Genomic DNA, 19,461 nt, shown 5'->3' on the forward strand with positions numbered 1-19,461 from the left:
ATGGCTACACCAGTTGCCGAATTGCACATGCACATCGAGGGTTCACTAGAGCCCGAGCAGATCTACCGCCTCGCCGAGCGAAATCGAATGGACTTGCCGTACAAGGACATCGAAGATCTGAAGTCCCGGTACGAGTTCTCGGATCTGCAGTCGTTCCTCGATCTGTACTTTGCCAACATGGCCGTTCTGCGCACAGCCGAGGATTTTGCGGATCTCACGCGGGCGTACTTCCGCCGTGCTGCCGCTGCCGGCGTATCGCACGCCGAGTTCTTCTTCAACCCGCAAGCGCACGTGGTCCGAGGCGTTCCGTTGACCGAGGTTCTCGACGGAATCATGGACGCCGTTGCATCGAGTGAGCGGGAGTTCGGACTCAGCAGCAGCGCGATTGCCGCGATTCTGCGCGATCAACCCGTCAGAGATGCCGAGGAGATCTTCTCGGAGATCATCCGGTTGCAGGCTCCGATTGTCGGTCTGGGCCTCGATTCTGCGGAGGTGGGTAACCCGCCGTCGCTCTTCGAGGACGTGTTTGCGCGGGCTCGCGCCGAGGGGCTTCACGTGGTCGCCCACGCCGGTGAGGAAGGCCCGCCGGAGTACATCTGGCAGGCGCTCGACATCCTCGGTGCTGAACGTATCGATCACGGTGTCCGCGCACTCGAGGATCCGGCGCTTGTCGAGCGGTTGGTCGACGAGGAGATTCCGCTGACGGTCTGCCCGTTGTCGAACGTTCGTCTTCGGGTGTTCGACAAGCTCGAGGATCATCCGTTGCGAACGATGCTCGACCTCGGGCTGATCGTGACGGTCAACTCCGACGATCCGGCATATTTTGGCGGGTACGTCGACGACAACTTCGCCGAACTCGGTCGAGCAATCGGGCTGACCGAGTCCGAACGTGAGACGTTGGCCCGCAATTCCATCAAGGCGTCGTTCGCCAGTGAATCGCGGAAAGCGGAATTGCTGCGTTAGCGAAGCGAACTCAGGCGCCGAGCACTTGGCGTAGGTAGTCGTTGTCGAACACACGATCCGCGTCGTACTTGTCTCGCACAGCAATGAAGTTGTCGAGTTTGTCGTACGTCGGGCGTAAGTCGTCGACGGTCCGGTTGTGCATTTTCCCCCAGTGCGGCCGGCCGTCGACGGCCTTTGCCATCGCTTCGACTGCGGCAAAGTACTCGGTCTCGGACCGGCGGTGATACTGGTGCACGGCGACGTACGCGGTATCGCGTCCGTTGGCGGTGGAAAGCCAGAGGTCGTCGGCGGCGGCAAAACGAACCTCGACGGGGAACGCGACGTTGGTTCCAGTCCTTTGCAGCCACTGATTGATCTCGTGGAGTAGACCTTTGACGTGTTCGACCGGGACGGCGTATTCCATTTCCTTGAACTTCACGCGGCGCGGCGATGCAAAGACCCGATAGCTGCGGTCGGTGAATTCCCGGGCGCCGAGCAGGCGTGACGATATCTGGTTGATGGTGGGTATCGCGGCCGGCGCCAGGGTGGCGATGCGGTTGACGCCCTCGAAGAGCGTGTTCGACATGAATTCGTCCTCGACAAAGGTTCGGATCGCGCTGACGGGCTTCAACGGTGTGTCGCCGGGCAGGCGTGTGTTCCGTTTGGTGAGGACCCGATCGGTGTGGGGGAACCAGTAGAACTCGAAGTGGTCGACGGTCCTGCACTCGTCGTCCAGGGTGTCCAAAATGTGGGACAGCGTGTCGGGTTTTTCGATGGCGCGCAATGTGAACCGAGGCGAACACGCGAGGGTGACCTTGGTGATGATGCCTATCGCGCCAAGGCCGATGCGGGCAGCTTCGAACAGTTCCGGATTTTGATCCGCGGACGCTGTGACGATTGCTCCGTCGGCTGTCACGATTTCGAGGCCGTGAATCTGCGTCGCAAGTCCACCGAACGCGGCGCCGGTTCCATGGGTTCCGGTGCCAAGGGCTCCCGCGAGAGATTGGGCGTCGATGTCGCCGAGGTTGGTCATGGCGTACCCGCGTTGCCATAACGCCTCGTTGAGGGCGCGCAGGCGCGTGCCTGCGAGAACCGTGACCAGCGCGCCGTCGTCGGTGGGCGTGATCGATTCGATCCCGGAGAAGTTGTCGAGGCTGACAAGAACTCCGTCTGTGACCGCCGCACCGGTAAAGGAATGGCCCGCTCCGACTGCCTTCACGTGCCACCCTCGTGTTGCGGCTTCGACGACAAGTGCTGCGAGTTCACGGGTGTTCCGCGGGGTTGCCCATTGTCGTGGTGAAGCCCTCTGAGTGCCTGCCCAGTTCTGCCAGATATCCGAAGCCATTGGACAATCATGTACTTGGACGTTCGTCCAAGCAAGCATTGTGCCTAGTTTTTCCGATCTCCGTTCTAACATCATGGGATGCTCAACAGGCTTCCGGCGGACGAGCGCCGCACACAATTGATCGAATCCGCCATTTCCATTGCCGAACAGCGCGGCGTGAGTTCAGTGACGGTCCGTGCTGTAGCCGAAGAGGCGGGCGTATCGCTCGGCGTAGTTCACTACTGTTTCGAGAGCAAAGAGGAGCTCATCGCCGCGATGGGCGAGACGTTGATTGTTCAGCTCAGCGAATCGCTCCAGCATGCCTTCGGGCAGGTTCGCCACGCGCCTGATCTGACCGGGATCCAAGGGCTGAAGGAACTGCTGCACATCGGGTTGACTGGGATGTGGCCGCTCATCGAGGTGACGCCTGATCGGCAGTTGCTGACGTACGAAATCACCGCGCAAGCTCTGCGTAGCCGCAACCTCGGGGCCGAGCGTGCCGGCGCCGTCGCCAGCGATCAGTACCGGATCATGGACGAGCATGCCATTGCATTTCTCGAAGAATGCGCCACGATTTCCGGAACTGTCTGGACAGAGTCTTTGCAGTCGTTGGCGAGATGGAGTCTGGCGATGATCGACGGATTGGTCTTGCGCTGGCTGGTTGATCGTGATTCCGACGCGACCATTGCGGAATTCGGCGAAATGGTTCAGGTCATCGCAGGCAAGGCGATCGAGGCGCAGCACTGACCCCGTCATGGACATACGTCCAATTCAGGTGTTGACTTGACCGCGACGCCGCGACGATGGGACACACGTGACCACAACACTGGATCGACTGACATCCGCTACTGCTGATTTCGACCCGCCCCTGGCCGCTCTCGACCTGACAACTCTGCGCAGCAATGCTGCCGATCTGATTCGCCGGGCCGGGGGAACACCGGTGCGCGTTGCGAGTAAGTCGGTCCGGTGCCGCGCCGTTCTCGAGGAAACACTGGGCGGTGGGCTCACCGAGCAGGGTGGCTTTCGCGGAATCATGGCCTACTCGCTGCGGGAGGCATTGTGGTTGGTCGGTCTCGGCGCCCGCGACATCCTGATGGGATATCCCACCGTGGATCGTGGAGCGTTGGCCGCACTCGCCGGTGATCCGGTTGCGATAACGGCGATCACGCTGATGATCGACGACGACGCTCAGCTCGATGTCATCAGATCAGCTGCGCCAGGCGCTGCGCCGATTCGGGTGTGCCTCGACGTGGACGCGTCCCTGCGGATCGGGCCGATTCACCTGGGGGTACGACGCTCTCCGCTCCGCGAACCGAATGATGTTGCCGCACTGGCTGTGCGTGCGCGGTCCCGTGGATTTTCCGTCGTCGGTGTCATGTTCTACGAAGCGCAGATCGCCGGACTGCCGGACACCAGCGCGCCGATCGGCTGGGTCAAGAAGGCCTCCGCCCGGGAACTGTCGCACCGGCGAGGTGCTGTCGTTTCTGCGGTCACGGATGCGGTGGGCACCCTCGAGATCGTGAACAGTGGCGGTACCGGATCACTCGAAGTCAGTTCTGCCGATCCGGTGGTCACCGAGGTGACGGCGGGTTCGGGGCTGTATGTGCCGACACTCTTCGACAGGTACCGCGCCTTCCGGCCGGACCCCGCCCTGTTCTTCGCACTCTCCGCGGTTCGCAAGCCGACCCCGAAGGTCACCACCCTCTTCGGCGGCGGGTACATAGCCTCCGGACCGGCCGGCGCCGCGAGGGTTCCGAAACCGATGCGCCCACTTGGTCTGAAATTGCTCCGCAACGAAGGCGCAGGCGAGGTGCAGACGCCGGTCACAGGACGGGTTGCCGGCGACATCGCGATCGGTGACCGAGTGTGGTTCCGCCACGCAAAGGCCGGCGAATTGTGTGAGCGTTTCGACCACGTGAATCTGGTCGATGCCGACGGCACCGCCACCGCGGTACCGACGTATCGCGGCGACGGGCAGTGCTTCGGCTAGCCGGCTGTCAGGCGCATGAAAGCGCCGAGTTCCACCAGCCCCGCCGGCGTGGTCGGCATGTACTGCGTCAGTGCATACGACCGGACGATGATGGCGCACCATTTTCCGCGTGAGACAGCAACATTGAGGCGGTTGCGCGAAAGTAGGAATGACATGCCTCGTGGAACGTCCTCGATTGCGGACGCTGCCATCGACACAATGGCGACTGCCGCTTCACGTCCCTGGAACTTGTCGACGGTACCCACCTCGATGTCGGTGAATCCCGCTTCGGTGAGATCGCGCTCGATGGTGCCCACTTGGGCGTTGTAGGGCGCGACCACCAGAATGTCCGCCTCGGTCAGGGGCCGGGTGCCGTCGAACTCGCTGGGATCGGTCCATGGCGTGCCGAGGAGTTCGCGGATCTGCGTCACGATGACGGCAGACTCTTCGGGGGAGTACGTCGAGTTGCCGGAATGGTCGACGTACACCGTGTGTACGCCCGCTGCCAGACCGTCGAGTTTCCGTGCAGCGCTTACCGATTCCTGGGACAGCAGCTTGCCCTCGTAGGACAGCGCCGACACCGGCGCGCACAGGTCGGGGTGCATCCGCCAGGTCTTTTCGAGGAAGTATCCCAACTCCGGCGGCAGGGCGCCGTGCCCTTCGGCCAGCCAGCCGAGAGCGGATTCGTCAACAGGTTCGGGATGAGTTCCCTGGCTGACCTGCGGCAGTTGTTGCGGATCGCCGAGCAGCAGCAGATTCCGAGCGGAGACGGCAACGGCAATGGTGTTGGCCAGCGCGAACTGTCCGGCTTCGTCGACGACAAGGAGATCGAGGCTGCCAGGGGGCACTCGATCGGTGTTCGCAAAATCCCACGCGGTGCCACCGATGACGCAGCCAGTGGATTCCGCTTCGGACAGGAAGCGGGGGAACTCCTGGGGCGTGATGTCGGTCCACTCCGCAATTCGGCTCCGGCTGCCCTTCTTCGCGACCAGCGCCGGATCGAGGCCGGCCTTGACTATGCCGCCCAGCATGTTCTCCACCACCGAATGCGATTGCGCAACAACACCGATACGCCACTGGTGCTGCTCCACCAGAGCCTTGACCACTCGCGCCCCGGTGTACGTCTTACCGGTGCCGGGTGGGCCCTGCACCGCAACATAGGAGTCGTCCAGATCGAGGACGGCAGCTGTGATCGCGGACGCGTAGTCGTTGCCTTCGTTGACCGGGGGGAGGGCGTCGCCGGACAGGGTTCGAGGCGTGAGTCGACGCAGAATGTCGACCGCCGCGCGGCGCGGCAACCCGGGCAATCCGTCGCAGGCTTCTGATGCCGCTGCAGCGATGGACTTTTCCATCGGCACCGTTGGAATAGGGCGTCCGGGAGCCAACGCAACGGGAGTCTCGGAGAACTCGTCACCTCGGAGTAGTTCCTCGATGGTGACAACGTCGAGATTGCCGGATTTTTCGACCGAGACTATCTTCACGCCGTTGGTGCCGCGCTGCGCCGGATTGTCGCCGGCAACGGCGTCGGGAGAGGGAACGTCGTACAGCGCGAACATGTCGGTGCCGGGGCTCAACGTCGTGCCGGTGCCCAGGGTGCCCGTCAACTGGATATGCCGTCGCGGCTTCTGCCTGGCGGTGTTCTTGTGCCAGTCTGCTTGAATGTCTGGCACGTCGACCACCATCACGTCACGGACATCGACAAGATCTTCGATGGGGGCCGACAAGCGATCGAAGTGCGCCCACCAGTGCGGCTTCTTCTCTCGGCTGTGGTACCCGACCGCCGCAGCGAGGAGGGCTGCGGCGTGTTGCTCGGCGGTTCGCGTCGGGCCGGCTTTGTGCCCGGCGAATTCACGCAATGCGATTTCGGTTTCGGTGAGGTCTTCGACGGGCAGGGCGATCTGTCCTGTTGGCTGACGCAAGGTGATGTCGTGTTCGGCTGCGCGATCGACCAACCAATTGCGCAGTCGGAGAGTCGATTCGCAGTCGTACTCGTTGTAGTCGGAGATACCTTGCAGCAGTTCACTGGCTTCGTCGTCCTTGCCACGCTCGCGTAGCTCGCAGTAGTCGGAGTACGCAACCACGGACGCCGCGGCATTGACGACGTCGCCGTCGCGGCCGTGTTCCCCCATGTACAGCGGTTCGAGTTTCTTGATGCTGTACGAGCGAGCCCCGATTCGCATGGCCGAGCGAACGAGCGGATACAGATCCACGAGCACACTCTCGCGCAGCAGCGTGTCCACTACCTGCTCGCCCACGCCGTGACGCGCGGCGAGTCGCAAAAGTGCGGACTTCTCGTAGGCCGCGTAGTGATAGACGTGCATGCCCGGATGAGCCTCGCGCCGCGCGGTCACGTAGTCGAGAAAGTCGACGAGCGCTTGGCGTTCACCGGCGCGGTCGTGTGCCCAGAACGGCTTGAACACGTAGTTCTCCGCCGGACCTTCGACGACGCCGAACAGGTACTCCAGCCCCCAGTCGGTGGAACCGTCCTCCGCCCACAGGGGATCACCCTCGAAGTCGAAGAAGATGTCTCCGTCGTCCGGCACGGGTAGCCCCCCGAGCACGGACGCGTTGTAGATGTGGAACTCGGCCTCGCCGGATTGTTCCTGGCGCAACTGCAATGCAGCCTGCGCGCGCAACTTGTCCAGAGTGTCGCGGCGGATACCGTCGACGGGTTCGGTGCTGACGGCCAGTTGATCGATCGACCCGATGCCGGCGGTAATCAACTGCATTCGCTGATTGCCCCGGAGACCAGCCACCAGGAGCAGGTCACGATGGTTCTCGACTTCCACGCTGCACGTATCGCACCGTCCGCAGCGCAGGTACCGGCCGTCGAGCCACTCGGCGGGTGTTCCCTCGGCGTGATGTTCGTCGAGAACCTGCTCGAGCTTGGCTCGGCTTGCCGAGAACACCGGCGCGATGTCACCGATGTCGTGGGACGACGTGCTGCCGTCGCCGAGCATCAGATGCACCTGGTCGGAGGCGGCGATTGCGTTGCGGCCCAGCGCGTCCGCATAGGCGGCCAACTGCAGGAGTGCCGATACCTTCGCGTGCCGCGACAGCTTGCTGTCGTACACCGCGTACCGATCGCCCTCGCGCACCAGGAAATCACAGAACCCCAGGAACCGGCCGTCGAAGAATGTTCCCTGGTAGATGACGGGGGCACCGGAGCGTAGGGCTTCGACGGTGGCGAGTGCTGCTTCGGTAAGCCCGGCGCGGGTGTGTTCGGGCCGTTCCATGACAACCACACCGTCGCCGTGTTCGGTGATGAACCGCTCCAACTGTTCGCGCTCGTGGTGTTGACCGAGCGCGGACGTTCGTTCCAGCATCGGATCGGCGTCGACGCCCTCCGCCTTGATCAGCCCGGTTCGCGCGTCGAGTCGCCGCAGTAGGCCGAATTCGCATGTAGCGGCCGCCGAGAGGTCACTGGCGCTGTAGATGATCTGATCATCGAGGAGGAACACAGGGGCGATTGTGCCAGCGATGACCGACAAAACGGCGGGTTGGACATGTCAGGCACGTCGCAATGCCCGTGAGCCAGGCAGAATGTCCACCATGCCCTTTTTTGACGGTCGACGCGGTCAGGTCCATTTTCGGCGGTGGCCCGCTTCCTGCGACGAGTCGCTGGCGATGTCACTGGTGTTCCTGCACGGGCTGGGGCAACACAGCGGTCAGTACCACCGATTTGCGGACGCTCTCACGTCTTCCGGCATCGAGGTCTGGGCGATCGACCACACCGGGCACGGACTGTCCGAAGGGGAACCGGGCGTGGCGGCGCCGTTGTCCGATCTCGCCGCTGATGCCGCGACCTTGGCGGATATCGCCCGCGAAGCGCTACCAGGTATCCCGCAGGCGGTCATGGGGCATTCCCTCGGCGCCGTGACCGCGCTGTCGATGCTGACGCATCAGGATCATCATTTTGTGTCGGCTGTCCTGTGTGGAATCCCGCGCAACGCGGTTGCCCAGAGCGGGTGGGCGGACTTGGCCGATTCCGGGATCCCGGTTCTGGTGGTGCACGGCGTCGACGACCGGATGGCACCGATCGAGCCGGTGCGCACCTGGGCGTCGGCGCTGCCGAATGTGGAGATGCGGGAATTCGAGGATGCGGGCCACGACCTGTTGCACGAGAAGGTGCACACCAGCGTCACTGCCGTGAGCCGCGATTTCCTTCTCGCGCACAGTCGTTGAATCAGGCGAGTGCGTCGAGCACTTCCTTGGACGTCACCGGGTGCGAGAACATCGGGTAGTCGTAGGTGATGGCGTTCTCGTGTTCTGCTGCTGAGGTTCCAGCGACGCAGTCGGTGAGAGTGATGACGCGGTAACCGTTTTCGTAGCCGGTGCGCATGGTGGACTCGACACAGCAGTTGGTCAGGAATCCGCCGAGGATGATCGTGCGGATTCCCTTGCTGCGCAGGATGAAATCGAGGTTGGTGCTCGCGAAAGTATCGAGACCGCGCATGCCTTCGACGAGGATGTCGCCGTCCTGTGGAGTCAGTTCGTCGACGATTGCCGCTCCCCAGCTGCCCTTGACGAATGCCTTTCCGTCCACGACGCCCTTGAGGATTCCGTACGGGTGCGAGGTGATCTCGTTGTAGCCCTCGGCAAACGTGATCGGCGCGTGCATAACTGTGACACCGGCGGAGCGAGCGGCCTCGACCAGTGCCGTGGTGTTCGCCAGTAGTCCGGTCGATTCCATCACGGGAGCGACAGCGTCATGAAGGACGCCGCCTTCGGTGGTGAAGTCGTTCTGGTATTCGATGAGCACGACTGCGGTGGTTGCGGGGTCCAACTCGAGCTTTTCGGTCATGTCGACACCTTTGGTTGTGTGTTTCGGGCCACTTTCATTAAACAGTTTGTCTGACAAGCAGGCAAGAGGTAGCGTCGGCGACATGGACATAACTCCGCTCTCGCGTATCCCGCTGAGCCTTGCGGTGTCTGGCAGGCTCCGAGACGCGATTCTCGACGGGTCTCTACCGGTCGGCGAGTCCTTGCCAACGGAGCAGGAACTGGCACAGGCTTTTTCGGTGGGCCGCTCCACCGTCCGCGAGGCGCTGCGCGTACTTCAGGCGCAAGGGTTGGTGACCGGTGCCGACACCGTGTCGACAGCGCGTCCCAAGGTGACGCACGAGAACACAGCCGATTCTGCAGCCACGGCGTTGAGCACGGCTGTGCAGGTGGGTGCCGTTCCGCTTCCGGACCTGGTCGAATTGCGGGTGCTCCTCGAAGCGGCGGCACTGCGCGGTGTCCGTGAGGTTCCTGGTGCTGCGCGCGTTGCCATCGAGGAGATGCGTCGGGCCACCGAGAACAACAACGCGTCCGCGTTCCACGACGCGGATGTCGACTTTCACGTCGCCTTGGCGGGTGCCGGTGGGAACCGTGCCTTTGCGCTGGTGATGACGGTTCTGCGCGAGTCTATCGCCGGCTATCTGATGAGTGAACTCGAGGCGGTCGAGGACTCGGCGGCCACTCTCGGGGTACTGCTCGCGGAGCACGAAGCGATCGCCGATGCGATTGCGGCCGGTGAATCCGATTATGCGGCACAGCTTGTCGAGAAGCATGTGCGAGGTTTCTACGAAGGACACTCGAAATGACGACAACGGTGGACATGTTGGGAGACCGACTGCGGGAAGTGCTGGGGGAGAAGGCGACCACGGATCCCGATCGGATGGGCGCCTATACCCGGGACCAATCCTTGCTGACCACCGCCGGTGTTCCGGCGGCTCTGGTCAAGGCAACGTCCGTCGATGATGTCGCCGCGACGATGACGGTTGCCCACGAACTCTCCATTCCGGTCGTGACCCGCGGCGCGGGAACCGGTTTGGCCGGTGCTGCCAATGCTCTCGACGGGTGCATTGTGCTCAGCGTTGCGGGTATGAATCGCATTCTCGACATAGATGCCGCGGCCCGCACGGCAACAGTGGAGCCTGGTGTGATCAACGGCGATCTTGCGGAGGCGGCTCGCGCACAAGGACTTTGGTATGTTCCGGACCCCGGTAGCCGGGCAATCTCGAGTATCGGCGGTAACTTGGCCACCAATGCCGGTGGTATCTGTTGCGCCAAATACGGGGTCACAGGCGACCATGTCGCGGCGCTCACCGCAGTTCTCGCCGACGGTCGCGTGATCCGCACCGGAGCAAAGACTCGCAAGAATGTGGCAGGTCTGGACCTGACCCATCTCCTGGTTGGTTCCGAGGGGACGCTTGCCGTCATCGTCGAAGCCACGATGCGGCTGCGGACCGCGCCCACGGCTGCAACCACGGTTGTTGCGTTCTTCGACTCGGCGGAGAAAGCGATCGAGGCGGTCCTGGCCGTCGCCGCGGTTGCCGAACCGTGTCAGTTGGAGTTGATGGACGCAGTGACCATCGACGCTGTAAACCGCTTCACGAGAATGGGGCTCGACGAATCGGCGGGGGCGATGCTTCTCATTCAGTGCGACGGTAGATCTGCCGTGCAGGAAGCGGCAGACTGCGCGGCGGCCTGCACGCGCGTCGGCGCAACCGAGGTGTTCCACACCGACGATCCCGAGGAAGGTGACGCGTTCACCGCCGCGCGTCGCATGGCGTTGCCGGCGCTCGAGGCGATGGGAACCGTGCTACTCGACGACGTTGCCGTCCCGGTACCGGCGTTGCCCCGAATGCTCGAACGTATCCAGGACGCGGCTGAGCGGCACTCGGTGACCATCGGAACCTTCGGTCATGCGGCAGACGGAAATCTCCATCCCACCATCGTGTTCGACGCCGGGGAACTGGGCGCGCAGGATCGCGCGCGTGGGGCGTTCGACGACATCGTGCATGCGGCACTCGAACTGGACGGCACGATCAGCGGTGAGCACGGCATCGGAGTTCTCAAGGCGCCGTACATGTCCGACATGATCGGTTCCGTCGAACGTGAGTTGATGCTCTCGGTGAAAGCCGCCTTCGACCGGAGGAACATCCTGAACCTCGGTCGCGGTATCTGAGCAGTCATACAGAAATGACCCGGTTCGCCAACGATGTGAATCATTGGCGAACCGGGCCACATTCTTGCTGTGAGATCAGGCGTACAGATCCGTGATCGCACCCTTGTGTGCTTCGTGAATGATGTTGCGCTTGAGTTTGAGCGTCGGGGTCAGTTCGCCGCCCTCCTGGGTGAAGTCGACCTCGAGGATCGTGTACTTCTTGATCTGCTCCGGGTTCGAGACCTTCTTGTTCGCGTCCGCGACCGCAGAGTCGATTTCGGCGATGAGATCGGCATTCTTGATCAGATCGGCGATGGGGCTTCCGGCCGGCAGGCCGTTGCGCTCGACCCAACCGGGCAGCGTTTCCAGGTCCAGTGTGATCAGCGCGCCGATGAACGGTTGGCCGTCACCGACCACGAGGCACTGGCTGATCAGAGCGTGGGCGCGGAGTGAATCCTCGAGACCGGCCGGAGCGACGTTCTTTCCGCCTGCCGTGACGATGATTTCTTTCTTGCGCCCGGTGATCGAGACGTAGCCTTCGTTGTCGATCGATCCGAGGTCACCGGTGTGGAACCAGCCGTCGATGATCGACTCCGCGGTGGCCTTCTCGTTGTGCCAGTAGCCGGCAAAGACCACCGGACCCTGCACCAGGAGTTCACCGTCGTCTGCGATGCGAGCGGCATGACCGTTGATCGGCTTGCCCACGGTTCCCACACGCTGCGCGGCGGAGGTGTTGACCGTGATGGCGGCGCTGGTCTCGGTGAGGCCGTAGCCCTCGTAGATCGGGATGCCGACGCCACGGAAGAAGTGACCCAGGCGGGCTCCGAGTGCAGCACCGCCGGAGACTGCACGTTCGCAGTCGCCGCCGAGGGCCGCGCGCAGCTTCGAGTACACAAGCTTGTCGAACACAGCGTGCTTGAGCTTGAGTGCGATGCCGGGGCCACCCTTTTCGAGCGCTTCGCTGTACTCGATGGCCGTTGCTGCTGCCTTGTCGAAGATGCTGCCCTTGCCGCCGTCGACTGCCTTCTGGCGTGCCGAGTTGAACACCTTCTCGAATACTCGCGGAACCGAGAGAATGAAGGTCGGCTTGAACACGGCAAACTGCTCGAGGAGTGTCGTGAGGTCCGACGTGTGGCCAACGGTGACCTTGGAGTCGAAGGCGCCGAAGGAGATTGCCCGCGCGAAGACGTGAGCGAGCGGCAGGAACATCAGGGTCTTCTTGCCGGGAACCATGGATTCCGGCATGGCCAGGCGGCACGCGGCGGACTCTGCGTAGAAGTTGGCGTGTGTCAGCTGGACGCCCTTGGGGCGGCCAGTGGTGCCGGAGGTGTAGATCAACGTTGCCGGCGATGCGGCCGTGACCTGGTGACGACGGGTTTCGAGTTCTTCGTCGGTGATTGCGGCACCGCGACTCGTCAGGTCTTCGAGAGCGCCTGATTCGATGACGAGGACCTCACGAAGCGCCGCGGCGGCTTCGGTGACGTCCTTGATGTTTTTGGCGTGATCGGCAGTCTCGACGATCAGCAGAGACGTAGCCGAATCCTCGAGGATCCACTGCGCCTGATCGGGGGAAGAGGTTTCGTAAATGGCGACGGTGCAGCCGCCGGCTGTCCAGATCGCGTAGTCGGTGACAACCCACTCGTAGCGTGTTGCCGAGAGGATAGCGACGCGGTCGCCGAGCTCGACTCCGGACGCGATCAGCCCCTTCGCTACGGCTGAGACCTGCTTGGCGAATTCGGCTGCTGTGACATCGACCCACGCGCCGTTGACGAGTCGCTGGAACGGCACGAATGTGGGGTCTTCGCTGGCGTGCCGGAACACGGAATCCGCCATTGACGCGTTCTCCGGAATTGTGAACGTCTGTGGAACTGAAAACTCACGCACTTTGACCCCTCCAGTGACTACCGATAACTTCGATGTGCATTGCATCACATTAGTCGTTATTTTGCACTGTCGTTACTATTCGGTAGATCCAGTTGGGCCCCGACCAGGGAATTAGTGTTACTCGATGTTGCGGGTTACTTATGCCGCGCGCTCCAACGACCGCCCGTGGATCGACAGCCAGCGCCTGATTGCGTAGTCCAATCTGTCTGAATCCACTCCCAGTTGCTCCGCGGTTGCTGCCAGTATCTCGGCCGCGTCCGTCAGAGGTTCCGTCGTGCCGAGTGTTGTGCTGATGAACGTGTCGGCGGCGGTGCCGAGATCGGTGTGGGGAATGCCCGCCAGCATCAGCAGATGTGCCCAGGTGACTTCCGCGTCGTCGCCGCACGCTTCGGTCCACGCTTGCCGGACGGCGTCGAGTGAGTGATCGGAATCAGCGGCAGCGAGAAGATCCTCGACAGAGTTGATGTGCAGGTGATGCAAGCGCTCGGCGACCTGCTGGATGTGTCGTGCCTCGATCGGAACGCCGGTCGCGGTGTATCGACGCTTGTACGAGCCGATCTTGCCGGCCCATTGGTCGGAACTGCCCGCTTCCTCGAAGGTTCGGAGGAGTTCACGTGCGCCGTCGGTCACTGGTAAGGATTCACGAGCTTGCCGGTAGGCGAGGTACCGGTCGACGACGGCAACTTCGCTGTGGCCGCAACTGGACTGCACGGACTCGATGATGCACAGGGCCAGACTCGCGCGGTAGGCGTCGGAAGCCACCCATGCAGAGGGGTCGCCCAATCGGTCGCGGCATGCTGCTGCGACTACGTCGACGGTATCGGTCGAGATGCTCACGATGTCCTCCAGAAAACTTCGCTATGCCTGTGTCGTTTCTGCTCCACACGGGCTATCGGCACCGAGGCGCAAAATGTTGCACACATCACACAAGTTTTCTGAAATGTCGAGAAGTTTCATCCTTCGAGCAGGTCAACGACCTCGGAGTCGGTCAGCTGATGGAAGTCGTCGAAGGCCGCGCCGACCCCACCGAGTATCGCCGGAACGAAGGGACATATGACGCGGTCGGCCGAATCGGCAAGGAGGCGGATCGATTCCGGTGATGCGACGGGGACGGCAACGATCACTCCCGTTGCACCCTGCGCCCGGGCACATGCCGACGCCACAGCGGCACTCGCTCCCGTCGCCATTCCGTCGTCGACGATGACGGCCGTTCGCCCGCTGAGCGGAACTGCCGGGCGGCCGGCCCGGAGGAGGTGTGCCCGACGCTCGAGTTCTGCTCGCTCGGACTCTTCGACCCGCGCCAGCGCTTGCGGTGATACCCGCTCGGCGGCAATCACGTCGTGGTTGAGTACGCGGGTGTCACCTTCGCCGATGGCACCGAGAGCCAGTTCGGGATTTCGGGGGGAGCCGAGTTTGCGTACTACGAGGATGTCGAGCGGTGCATCCAGCGCCGACGCGACCTCGATCGCGACAGGAACGCCGCCGCGCGGCAGTCCGAGAACGACGGGATCGTGGAGTCGCGCGGCGTCCAGCGACCGGGCGAACATCGCAGCAAGGGCCCGGCCTGCGGCAAATCGGTCTCGGTACTGTGCCATAGCTGTCCTGATTGAGGTGTGACCTCGATACTTCCGACGCTACTCGGTTCTCCCGTCACCGTTCGGTAACTGTGAACCGACGCAGTGAGAGGGCGGGATTCTTTTCGCGGACCTCGTCGATTCGGCTGCGGCTGACCTGCGCGGTCGCCACACCCACTTGCTCGCCGAGAGAGCACAGCACCACACCCATGGGGTCGACGATCATGCTGGCACCGGCGCCGCCGCGGGCGCTTTGATCCGCTGCGGCGATGTACATGGTGTTCTCGATCGCGCGCGCCCGGATCAGCGTGGTCCAGTGGTCTTCCTTCAACGGCCCGGGTACCCACTGCGCCGGTAGGAGCAGGACGTCAGCGCCGGCGTCGACGATCCTGCGGGTGACTTCGGGGAACCGGAGGTCGTAGCAGGTCTGGAGGCCGAAGGTGAAGCCGTCGCACTGAAAGGTCTGTGGGTCCTCGATCTCGCCAGGCGCGATCACTGCCGATTCGAGGTAGCCGAACGCGTCGTAGAGGTGAAGCTTGCGATACGTGGCAACCAATTCGCCGCGCGGGTCCATCGCGACAAGCGTGTTGGAGATCCTGCTCACGTTGGGCAGACGTTCGTTCATTCCGGCGACGACGAAGATCCCGAACTCCGCGGCAATGGCGGACAGCCCGGTTCCGAAGTCTCCGCCGAGGTCCTCGGCGGACTCGATCAGGCGCTCGTCGCTGCGCGGCGGCGTGAACATCGAGTACTCGGGAGCGACCAGCACTTTTGCACCCTGACCAGCGGCATCGGACGCCAGAGTGCGCAGTGACTTCAGGTTCGCCTCCTTGTTCATGTCGGGGGCGAACTGGGCAACCGCAACGACGGTCCGAGAGGGGCTGTTGGCGGCGTCTTCAGTCATGCTTCTTACGCTAGGCGAAACGCCCGGTGAACGCGGATGCACCGGAATAGTTCAGCAGGTCGGTTCTCGTGTCTATACTCCTTCGGCTAAACTGCTGGTCAAATGAGTGATATTGAGCGTGACCCCGAACCCCCAACATTTGCCGACCTCGACATCGATGATCGGGTACTGAAGGCACTGTCTGACGTGGGCTACGAGTCGCCCTCGCCGATCCAGGCTGCCACCATTCCGCCGCTGCTCGAAGGCAAGGACGTCGTCGGACTTGCCCAGACCGGTACCGGTAAGACCGCGGCCTTCGCGGTTCCCGTCCTGTCGCGGATCGACACGTCGATCAAGCAGACGCAGGCACTGGTGCTGGCTCCGACACGTGAGCTCGCGTTGCAGGTTGCCGAGGCATTCGGCAAGTACTCCGCGCACATCCCCGGCCTCAACGTCCTGCCGATCTACGGCGGCCAGAGCTACGGTGTCCAGCTGTCCGGCCTGCGGCGCGGCGCGCACGTTGTGGTCGGTACGCCCGGTCGTGTCATCGACCACCTCGAAAAGGGCACTCTGGACCTGACCAACCTCAAGTACCTCGTTCTCGACGAGGCCGACGAGATGCTCAAGATGGGTTTCCAGGAGGACGTCGAGCGCATCCTCCGCGACACCCCCAGCGAGAAGCAGGTTGCCCTGTTCTCCGCGACGATGCCCGGTTCCATCCGCCGCATCTCGAAGCAGTACCTGAACAACCCGGTCGAGATCACGGTCAAGTCCAAGACCTCGACGGCGTCGAACATCACGCAGCGCTACATCCAGGTCGCGCACCAGCGCAAGCTCGACGCGTTGACCCGTGTCCTCGAGGTCGAGGCCTTCGAGGCGATGATCATCTTCGTCCGCACCAAGCAGGCCACCGAAGAGCTGGCAGAAAAGCTGCGCGCTCGCGGGCACTCCGCTGCCGCCATCAACGGTGACATCGTGCAGACGCAGCGTGAGCGGACCATCGGTCAGCTCAAGAACGGTGCACTCGACATCCTCGTGGCCACCGACGTCGCTGCGCGTGGTCTGGACGTCGACCGCATCTCGCATGTCGTGAACTACGACATCCCGCACGACACCGAGTCATACGTCCACCGCATCGGCCGTACGGGTCGCGCCGGACGCCAGGGTGACGCTCTGCTGTTCGTCGCTCCGCGTGAGCGTCATCTGCTCAAGTCCATCGAAAAGGCAACCCGCCAGCCGCTGGCCGAGATGCAGTTGCCCAGCGTCGACGACGTGAACGCGCAGCGTGTTTCCAAGTTCGGTGACTCCATCACCGAGAGCCTGGCATCGGAGAACCTGGCGCTGTTCCGCAAGATGATCGAGGACTACGACCAGGAACACGATGTTCCGCTCATCGACATCGCTGCCGCCTTGGCAGTGCAGTCGCGTGACGGCGACGCCTTCCTGCTCGCTCCCGAGCCGCCGGCACCGCCGCGTCGTGAGCGTGAGCCGCGCGAACCGCGTCCGCCGCGCCGATTCGACGACGGTCCGGCTCCGCGTTCGCGTGGACCCGAGGGCCAGGAGTTGGCGGCGTACCGCATCGCGGTCGGTAAGCGTCATCGCGTAGTGCCGGGTGCCATCGTCGGTGCCATCGCCAACGAGGGCGGCTTGCGTCGCAGCGACTTCGGACACATCAGCATTCGTCCGGATCACTCCATCGTGGAGTTGCCGGCAGATCTGTCCAACGAGACCCTCGAGGCTCTGCGACGGACGCGTATCTCCGGCGTCCTGATCCAGTTGCAGCCTGACTTCGGCCCGCCGCAGGGACGCCCGAGCGGCCGCGGTGGTCGTGACGACCGTGGTGGACGCGACAGTCGTGGTGGCGGACGCGATCGCTACGACAGCTGATCTTCTTCTCGAAAACTAACAGGCGCTGCTCCCCGTTCAAGGGGAGCAGCGCCTGTTTTTTGTAGCCTGTTTCTGTATCAGAGGGTGCTGGGCTCGAGATCGTGGGAATCTTTACTGCCGGTGTTGAATTGGGTTCGGTACAGCTCGGCGTACCGACCGCTGTGAGCGAGCAGTTCGGTGTGCGTTCCGCGCTCGATGATGCGGCCCGCTTCGACAACCAGGATGAGATCGGCCGCGCGAATGGTGGACAGGCGGTGCGCGATCACGACTGCTGTCCGGCCGGCAAGAGCTTCACCGAGTGCTTCCTGAACCGCAGCTTCGGAGGTCGAATCCAGATGGGCGGTGGCTTCGTCGAGGATGACAACGCGAGGTTGGGCGAGCAACAACCGCGCGATGGTCAGGCGTTGACGCTCACCGCCGGATAGTCGATAGCCGCGCTCGCCGACAACCGTGTCGAGTCCTTCCGGCAGTGACGCGACCAGAGCGGTGAGGCGCGCTCGCTCGAGGACCTCGCGGAGTTCGGTCTCGGATGCACCAGGTCGTGCGAGTAGCAGGTTGGACCGGAGACTCTCGTGGAACAGGTGTCCGTCCTGGGTGACCATACCGACGGTTTCGCGAATGGAATCGGCGCTGAGGTCGCGGACGTCGACGCCGGCAAGTTCGACGGAACCCGAATCCACGTCGTAGAGGCGCGGAATCATTTGGGCGATGGTGGATTTACCGGCACCGGATGTTCCGACGAGCGCAACCATCTGGCCGGCTTCGGTGCGGAAGGACAGTTCATGGAGTACGTTCTCGCCGCCGCGGCTGTCGAGAATCGCCACTTCTTCGAGCGATGCGAGGGACACTTTGTCCGCCGACGGATATGCGAACTTCACGTTCTTGAACTCGACGGACACGGGCCCGTCCGGTACAGCGACAGCGTTGGGCTTCTCGGTGATCAACGGCGCGAGATCGAGTATTTCGAAGACTCGCTCGAAACTGACGAGGGCGCTCATGACGTCCATTCGGGCGCTCGCGAGAGCCGTCAGCGGGGAGTACAGCCGAGTCAGCAGCAACGCCATCGAGACAACGGCACCGGCGTCCAACTGCCCGCGCAAGGCGTAGTAGCCGCCGAGGCCGTAGACGAGGGCTAGAGCCAAGGCTGAGACGAGCGTCAGGGCCGTGACGAAAACGGACTGAAGCATGGCCGTCCGCACGCCGATGTTGCGCACGCGTCGGGCACGCACCGCGAACTCGACCGACTCTTGTGTCGGGCGTCCGAACAGTTTGACCAGCGTTGCGCCCGGCGCCGAGAAACGCTCGGTCATCTGGGTGCTCATCACCGAATTATGGTTGGCGGCTTCACGATTGAGAGCCGCCAGCCGGGCACCCATGCGCCTGGCCGGAATCACGAAGATCGGCAGGAGCAGTAGTGCGAGGACGGTGATCTGCCAGGAGATGCCGAGCATGACGATCAGCGTGATCACCAGCGTGACCAGATTGCTGACCACTCCGGACAAGGTGTCACTGAACGCGCGTTGGGCGCCGATGACGTCGTTGTTGAGGCGGCTGACCAAAGCTCCCGTGCGCGTGCGGGTGAAGAACGCGATAGGCATTTTCTGGACGTGGTCGAACACCGTGGTCCGCAGGAGCAAGATCAGGTCTTCGCCGATACTCGCGGAGAGCCAGCGCGTCAGCAGTCCGAGTGCGGCTTCGAGAATCGCCACAATCGCAATCAACACCGCCAGGATGACCACAACCTTGACGGCGTCGCCGCCGACTATCGCGTTGACCACCCGGCCTGCCAGGACCGGTGTTGCGACGGCGAGTGCCGCCGTCACCACGCTCAGAAGGAGGTACCAGCTGAGGTTGCGTTTCTGCGGAATCGCGAACGTCGCGATTCTTTTCAGCGTCGCCTTCGAAAAAGGCCGCTTGTCGTCTTGCGCGTGCATCGCGTTGTACATCGCGTTCCACGCGGTGACTTCCATACTCATGTGTCAGGCCCTTCGGTCGCCGGCCACGAAGATTACGCGGCCGGTACGACACGAAGGTAAAACCTCGAGTGTGCTTGAGGTCAAGCCC

15 protein-coding genes are annotated in these 19,461 nt (G+C 63.0%); 7 read left to right on the plus strand and 8 right to left on the minus strand.

Annotation, left to right across the window (positions count from 1 at the left end; translation table 11 throughout):
* Window positions 1-963, plus strand: a complete 963-nt coding sequence (locus C7T36_RS29625; RefSeq protein WP_045069556.1) for an adenosine deaminase — start codon at window positions 1-3, stop codon at window positions 961-963.
* Window positions 964-973: 10 nt separating this feature from the next.
* Here the strand turns inward: C7T36_RS29625 and C7T36_RS29630 are convergent, their stop codons facing one another.
* Complete coding sequence (locus tag C7T36_RS29630; RefSeq protein WP_045069558.1) at window positions 974-2,287, minus strand: D-arabinono-1,4-lactone oxidase; 1,314 nt, start codon at window positions 2,285-2,287, stop codon at window positions 974-976.
* Window positions 2,288-2,365: 78 nt separating this feature from the next.
* On the opposite strand from C7T36_RS29630, the gene C7T36_RS29635 reads away from it, so the two are divergent.
* Both C7T36_RS29635 and C7T36_RS29640 read left to right on the plus strand, forming a co-directional pair.
* On the plus strand, window positions 2,366-3,013 hold the full coding sequence (locus C7T36_RS29635) for a TetR/AcrR family transcriptional regulator (RefSeq protein WP_033236720.1): 648 nt from the start codon (window positions 2,366-2,368) through the stop codon (window positions 3,011-3,013).
* A 67-nt stretch (window positions 3,014-3,080) separates the two neighbouring features.
* Window positions 3,081-4,256 carry an amino acid deaminase/aldolase gene (locus C7T36_RS29640; protein WP_045069561.1) on the plus strand — a complete coding sequence of 392 codons (1,176 nt, stop codon included), beginning with the start codon at window positions 3,081-3,083 and terminating at the stop codon, window positions 4,254-4,256.
* On the opposite strand, the gene C7T36_RS29645 is transcribed toward C7T36_RS29640, so the two are convergent.
* Window positions 4,253-7,696, minus strand: a complete 3,444-nt coding sequence (locus tag C7T36_RS29645) for a bifunctional RecB family nuclease/DEAD/DEAH box helicase (RefSeq protein WP_045069909.1) — start codon at window positions 7,694-7,696, stop codon at window positions 4,253-4,255. The two genes, C7T36_RS29640 and C7T36_RS29645, sit on opposite strands and share 4 nt — an antisense overlap.
* Before the next feature lie 82 nt (window positions 7,697-7,778).
* Here C7T36_RS29645 and C7T36_RS29650 point away from each other — a divergent pair, with 82 nt between their 5' ends.
* On the plus strand, window positions 7,779-8,420 hold the full coding sequence (locus C7T36_RS29650; protein ID WP_033236722.1) for an alpha/beta hydrolase: 642 nt from the start codon (window positions 7,779-7,781) through the stop codon (window positions 8,418-8,420).
* A gap of 1 nt (window position 8,421) precedes the next feature.
* On the opposite strand, the gene C7T36_RS29655 is transcribed toward C7T36_RS29650, so the two are convergent.
* Window positions 8,422-9,039, minus strand: coding sequence for a cysteine hydrolase family protein (locus tag C7T36_RS29655; RefSeq protein WP_045069562.1), 618 nt, complete (start codon window positions 9,037-9,039; stop codon window positions 8,422-8,424).
* Window positions 9,040-9,121: 82 nt separating this feature from the next.
* Between C7T36_RS29655 and C7T36_RS29660 the strand changes: the two genes are divergently transcribed.
* Both C7T36_RS29660 and C7T36_RS29665 read left to right on the plus strand, forming a co-directional pair.
* Window positions 9,122-9,823, plus strand: coding sequence for a FadR/GntR family transcriptional regulator (locus tag C7T36_RS29660; RefSeq protein WP_045069564.1), 702 nt, complete (start codon window positions 9,122-9,124; stop codon window positions 9,821-9,823).
* Entirely contained in the window at window positions 9,820-11,190 is a 1,371-nt protein-coding gene (locus C7T36_RS29665; protein WP_045069566.1) for an FAD-binding oxidoreductase, read from the plus strand. Before C7T36_RS29660 ends, C7T36_RS29665 begins: the two co-directional genes overlap by 4 nt.
* Before the next feature lie 75 nt (window positions 11,191-11,265).
* On the opposite strand, the gene C7T36_RS29670 is transcribed toward C7T36_RS29665, so the two are convergent.
* The 4 genes from C7T36_RS29670 to C7T36_RS29685 all read right to left on the minus strand — a co-directional run bounded on the left by C7T36_RS29670 (window position 11,266) and on the right by C7T36_RS29685 (window position 15,531).
* Window positions 11,266-13,053, minus strand: a complete 1,788-nt coding sequence (locus C7T36_RS29670) for a long-chain fatty acid--CoA ligase (protein ID WP_045069568.1) — start codon at window positions 13,051-13,053, stop codon at window positions 11,266-11,268.
* Between the two features lie 138 nt (window positions 13,054-13,191).
* Window positions 13,192-13,890 carry a hypothetical protein gene (locus C7T36_RS29675; protein WP_033236748.1) on the minus strand — a complete coding sequence of 233 codons (699 nt, stop codon included), beginning with the start codon at window positions 13,888-13,890 and terminating at the stop codon, window positions 13,192-13,194.
* A gap of 116 nt (window positions 13,891-14,006) precedes the next feature.
* The gene (locus tag C7T36_RS29680; RefSeq protein WP_045069571.1) at window positions 14,007-14,648 is read right to left on the minus strand and encodes a phosphoribosyltransferase; all 642 of its coding nucleotides are present in this window, start codon (window positions 14,646-14,648) and stop codon (window positions 14,007-14,009) included.
* A gap of 55 nt (window positions 14,649-14,703) precedes the next feature.
* Window positions 14,704-15,531 (minus strand): carbon-nitrogen hydrolase family protein, encoded by an 828-nt coding sequence (locus C7T36_RS29685; protein ID WP_045069573.1) that lies wholly within the window; start codon window positions 15,529-15,531, stop codon window positions 14,704-14,706.
* A gap of 102 nt (window positions 15,532-15,633) precedes the next feature.
* Here C7T36_RS29685 and C7T36_RS29690 point away from each other — a divergent pair, with 102 nt between their 5' ends.
* Entirely contained in the window at window positions 15,634-17,397 is a 1,764-nt protein-coding gene (locus C7T36_RS29690) for a DEAD/DEAH box helicase (protein ID WP_033236729.1), read from the plus strand.
* 77 nt (window positions 17,398-17,474) lie between these two features.
* On the opposite strand, the gene C7T36_RS29695 is transcribed toward C7T36_RS29690, so the two are convergent.
* Complete coding sequence (locus tag C7T36_RS29695; protein ID WP_033236730.1) at window positions 17,475-19,373, minus strand: ABC transporter ATP-binding protein; 1,899 nt, start codon at window positions 19,371-19,373, stop codon at window positions 17,475-17,477.
* Window positions 19,374-19,461 lie beyond the last annotated feature (88 nt).

This window comes from Rhodococcus sp. AD45-ID (assembly GCF_003023755.1).
GTDB classification, from domain to species: domain Bacteria; phylum Actinomycetota; class Actinomycetes; order Mycobacteriales; family Mycobacteriaceae; genus Rhodococcus_F; species Rhodococcus_F globerula.

Coding starts and splice junctions, on each gene's coding strand:
- C7T36_RS29625 (WP_045069556.1), top strand. CDS start 1: ATGGCTACACCAGTTGCCGAATTGCACATGCACATCGAGGGTTCACTA.
- C7T36_RS29630 (WP_045069558.1), bottom strand. CDS start 2,287: ATGGCTTCGGATATCTGGCAGAACTGGGCAGGCACTCAGAGGGCTTCA.
- C7T36_RS29635 (WP_033236720.1), top strand. CDS start 2,366: ATGCTCAACAGGCTTCCGGCGGACGAGCGCCGCACACAATTGATCGAA.
- C7T36_RS29650 (WP_033236722.1), top strand. CDS start 7,779: ATGTCCACCATGCCCTTTTTTGACGGTCGACGCGGTCAGGTCCATTTT.
- C7T36_RS29655 (WP_045069562.1), bottom strand. CDS start 9,039: ATGACCGAAAAGCTCGAGTTGGACCCCGCAACCACCGCAGTCGTGCTC.
- C7T36_RS29660 (WP_045069564.1), top strand. CDS start 9,122: ATGGACATAACTCCGCTCTCGCGTATCCCGCTGAGCCTTGCGGTGTCT.
- C7T36_RS29665 (WP_045069566.1), top strand. CDS start 9,820: ATGACGACAACGGTGGACATGTTGGGAGACCGACTGCGGGAAGTGCTG.
- C7T36_RS29680 (WP_045069571.1), bottom strand. CDS start 14,648: ATGGCACAGTACCGAGACCGATTTGCCGCAGGCCGGGCCCTTGCTGCG.
- C7T36_RS29685 (WP_045069573.1), bottom strand. CDS start 15,531: ATGACTGAAGACGCCGCCAACAGCCCCTCTCGGACCGTCGTTGCGGTT.
- C7T36_RS29690 (WP_033236729.1), top strand. CDS start 15,634: ATGAGTGATATTGAGCGTGACCCCGAACCCCCAACATTTGCCGACCTC.
- C7T36_RS29695 (WP_033236730.1), bottom strand. CDS start 19,373: ATGAGTATGGAAGTCACCGCGTGGAACGCGATGTACAACGCGATGCAC.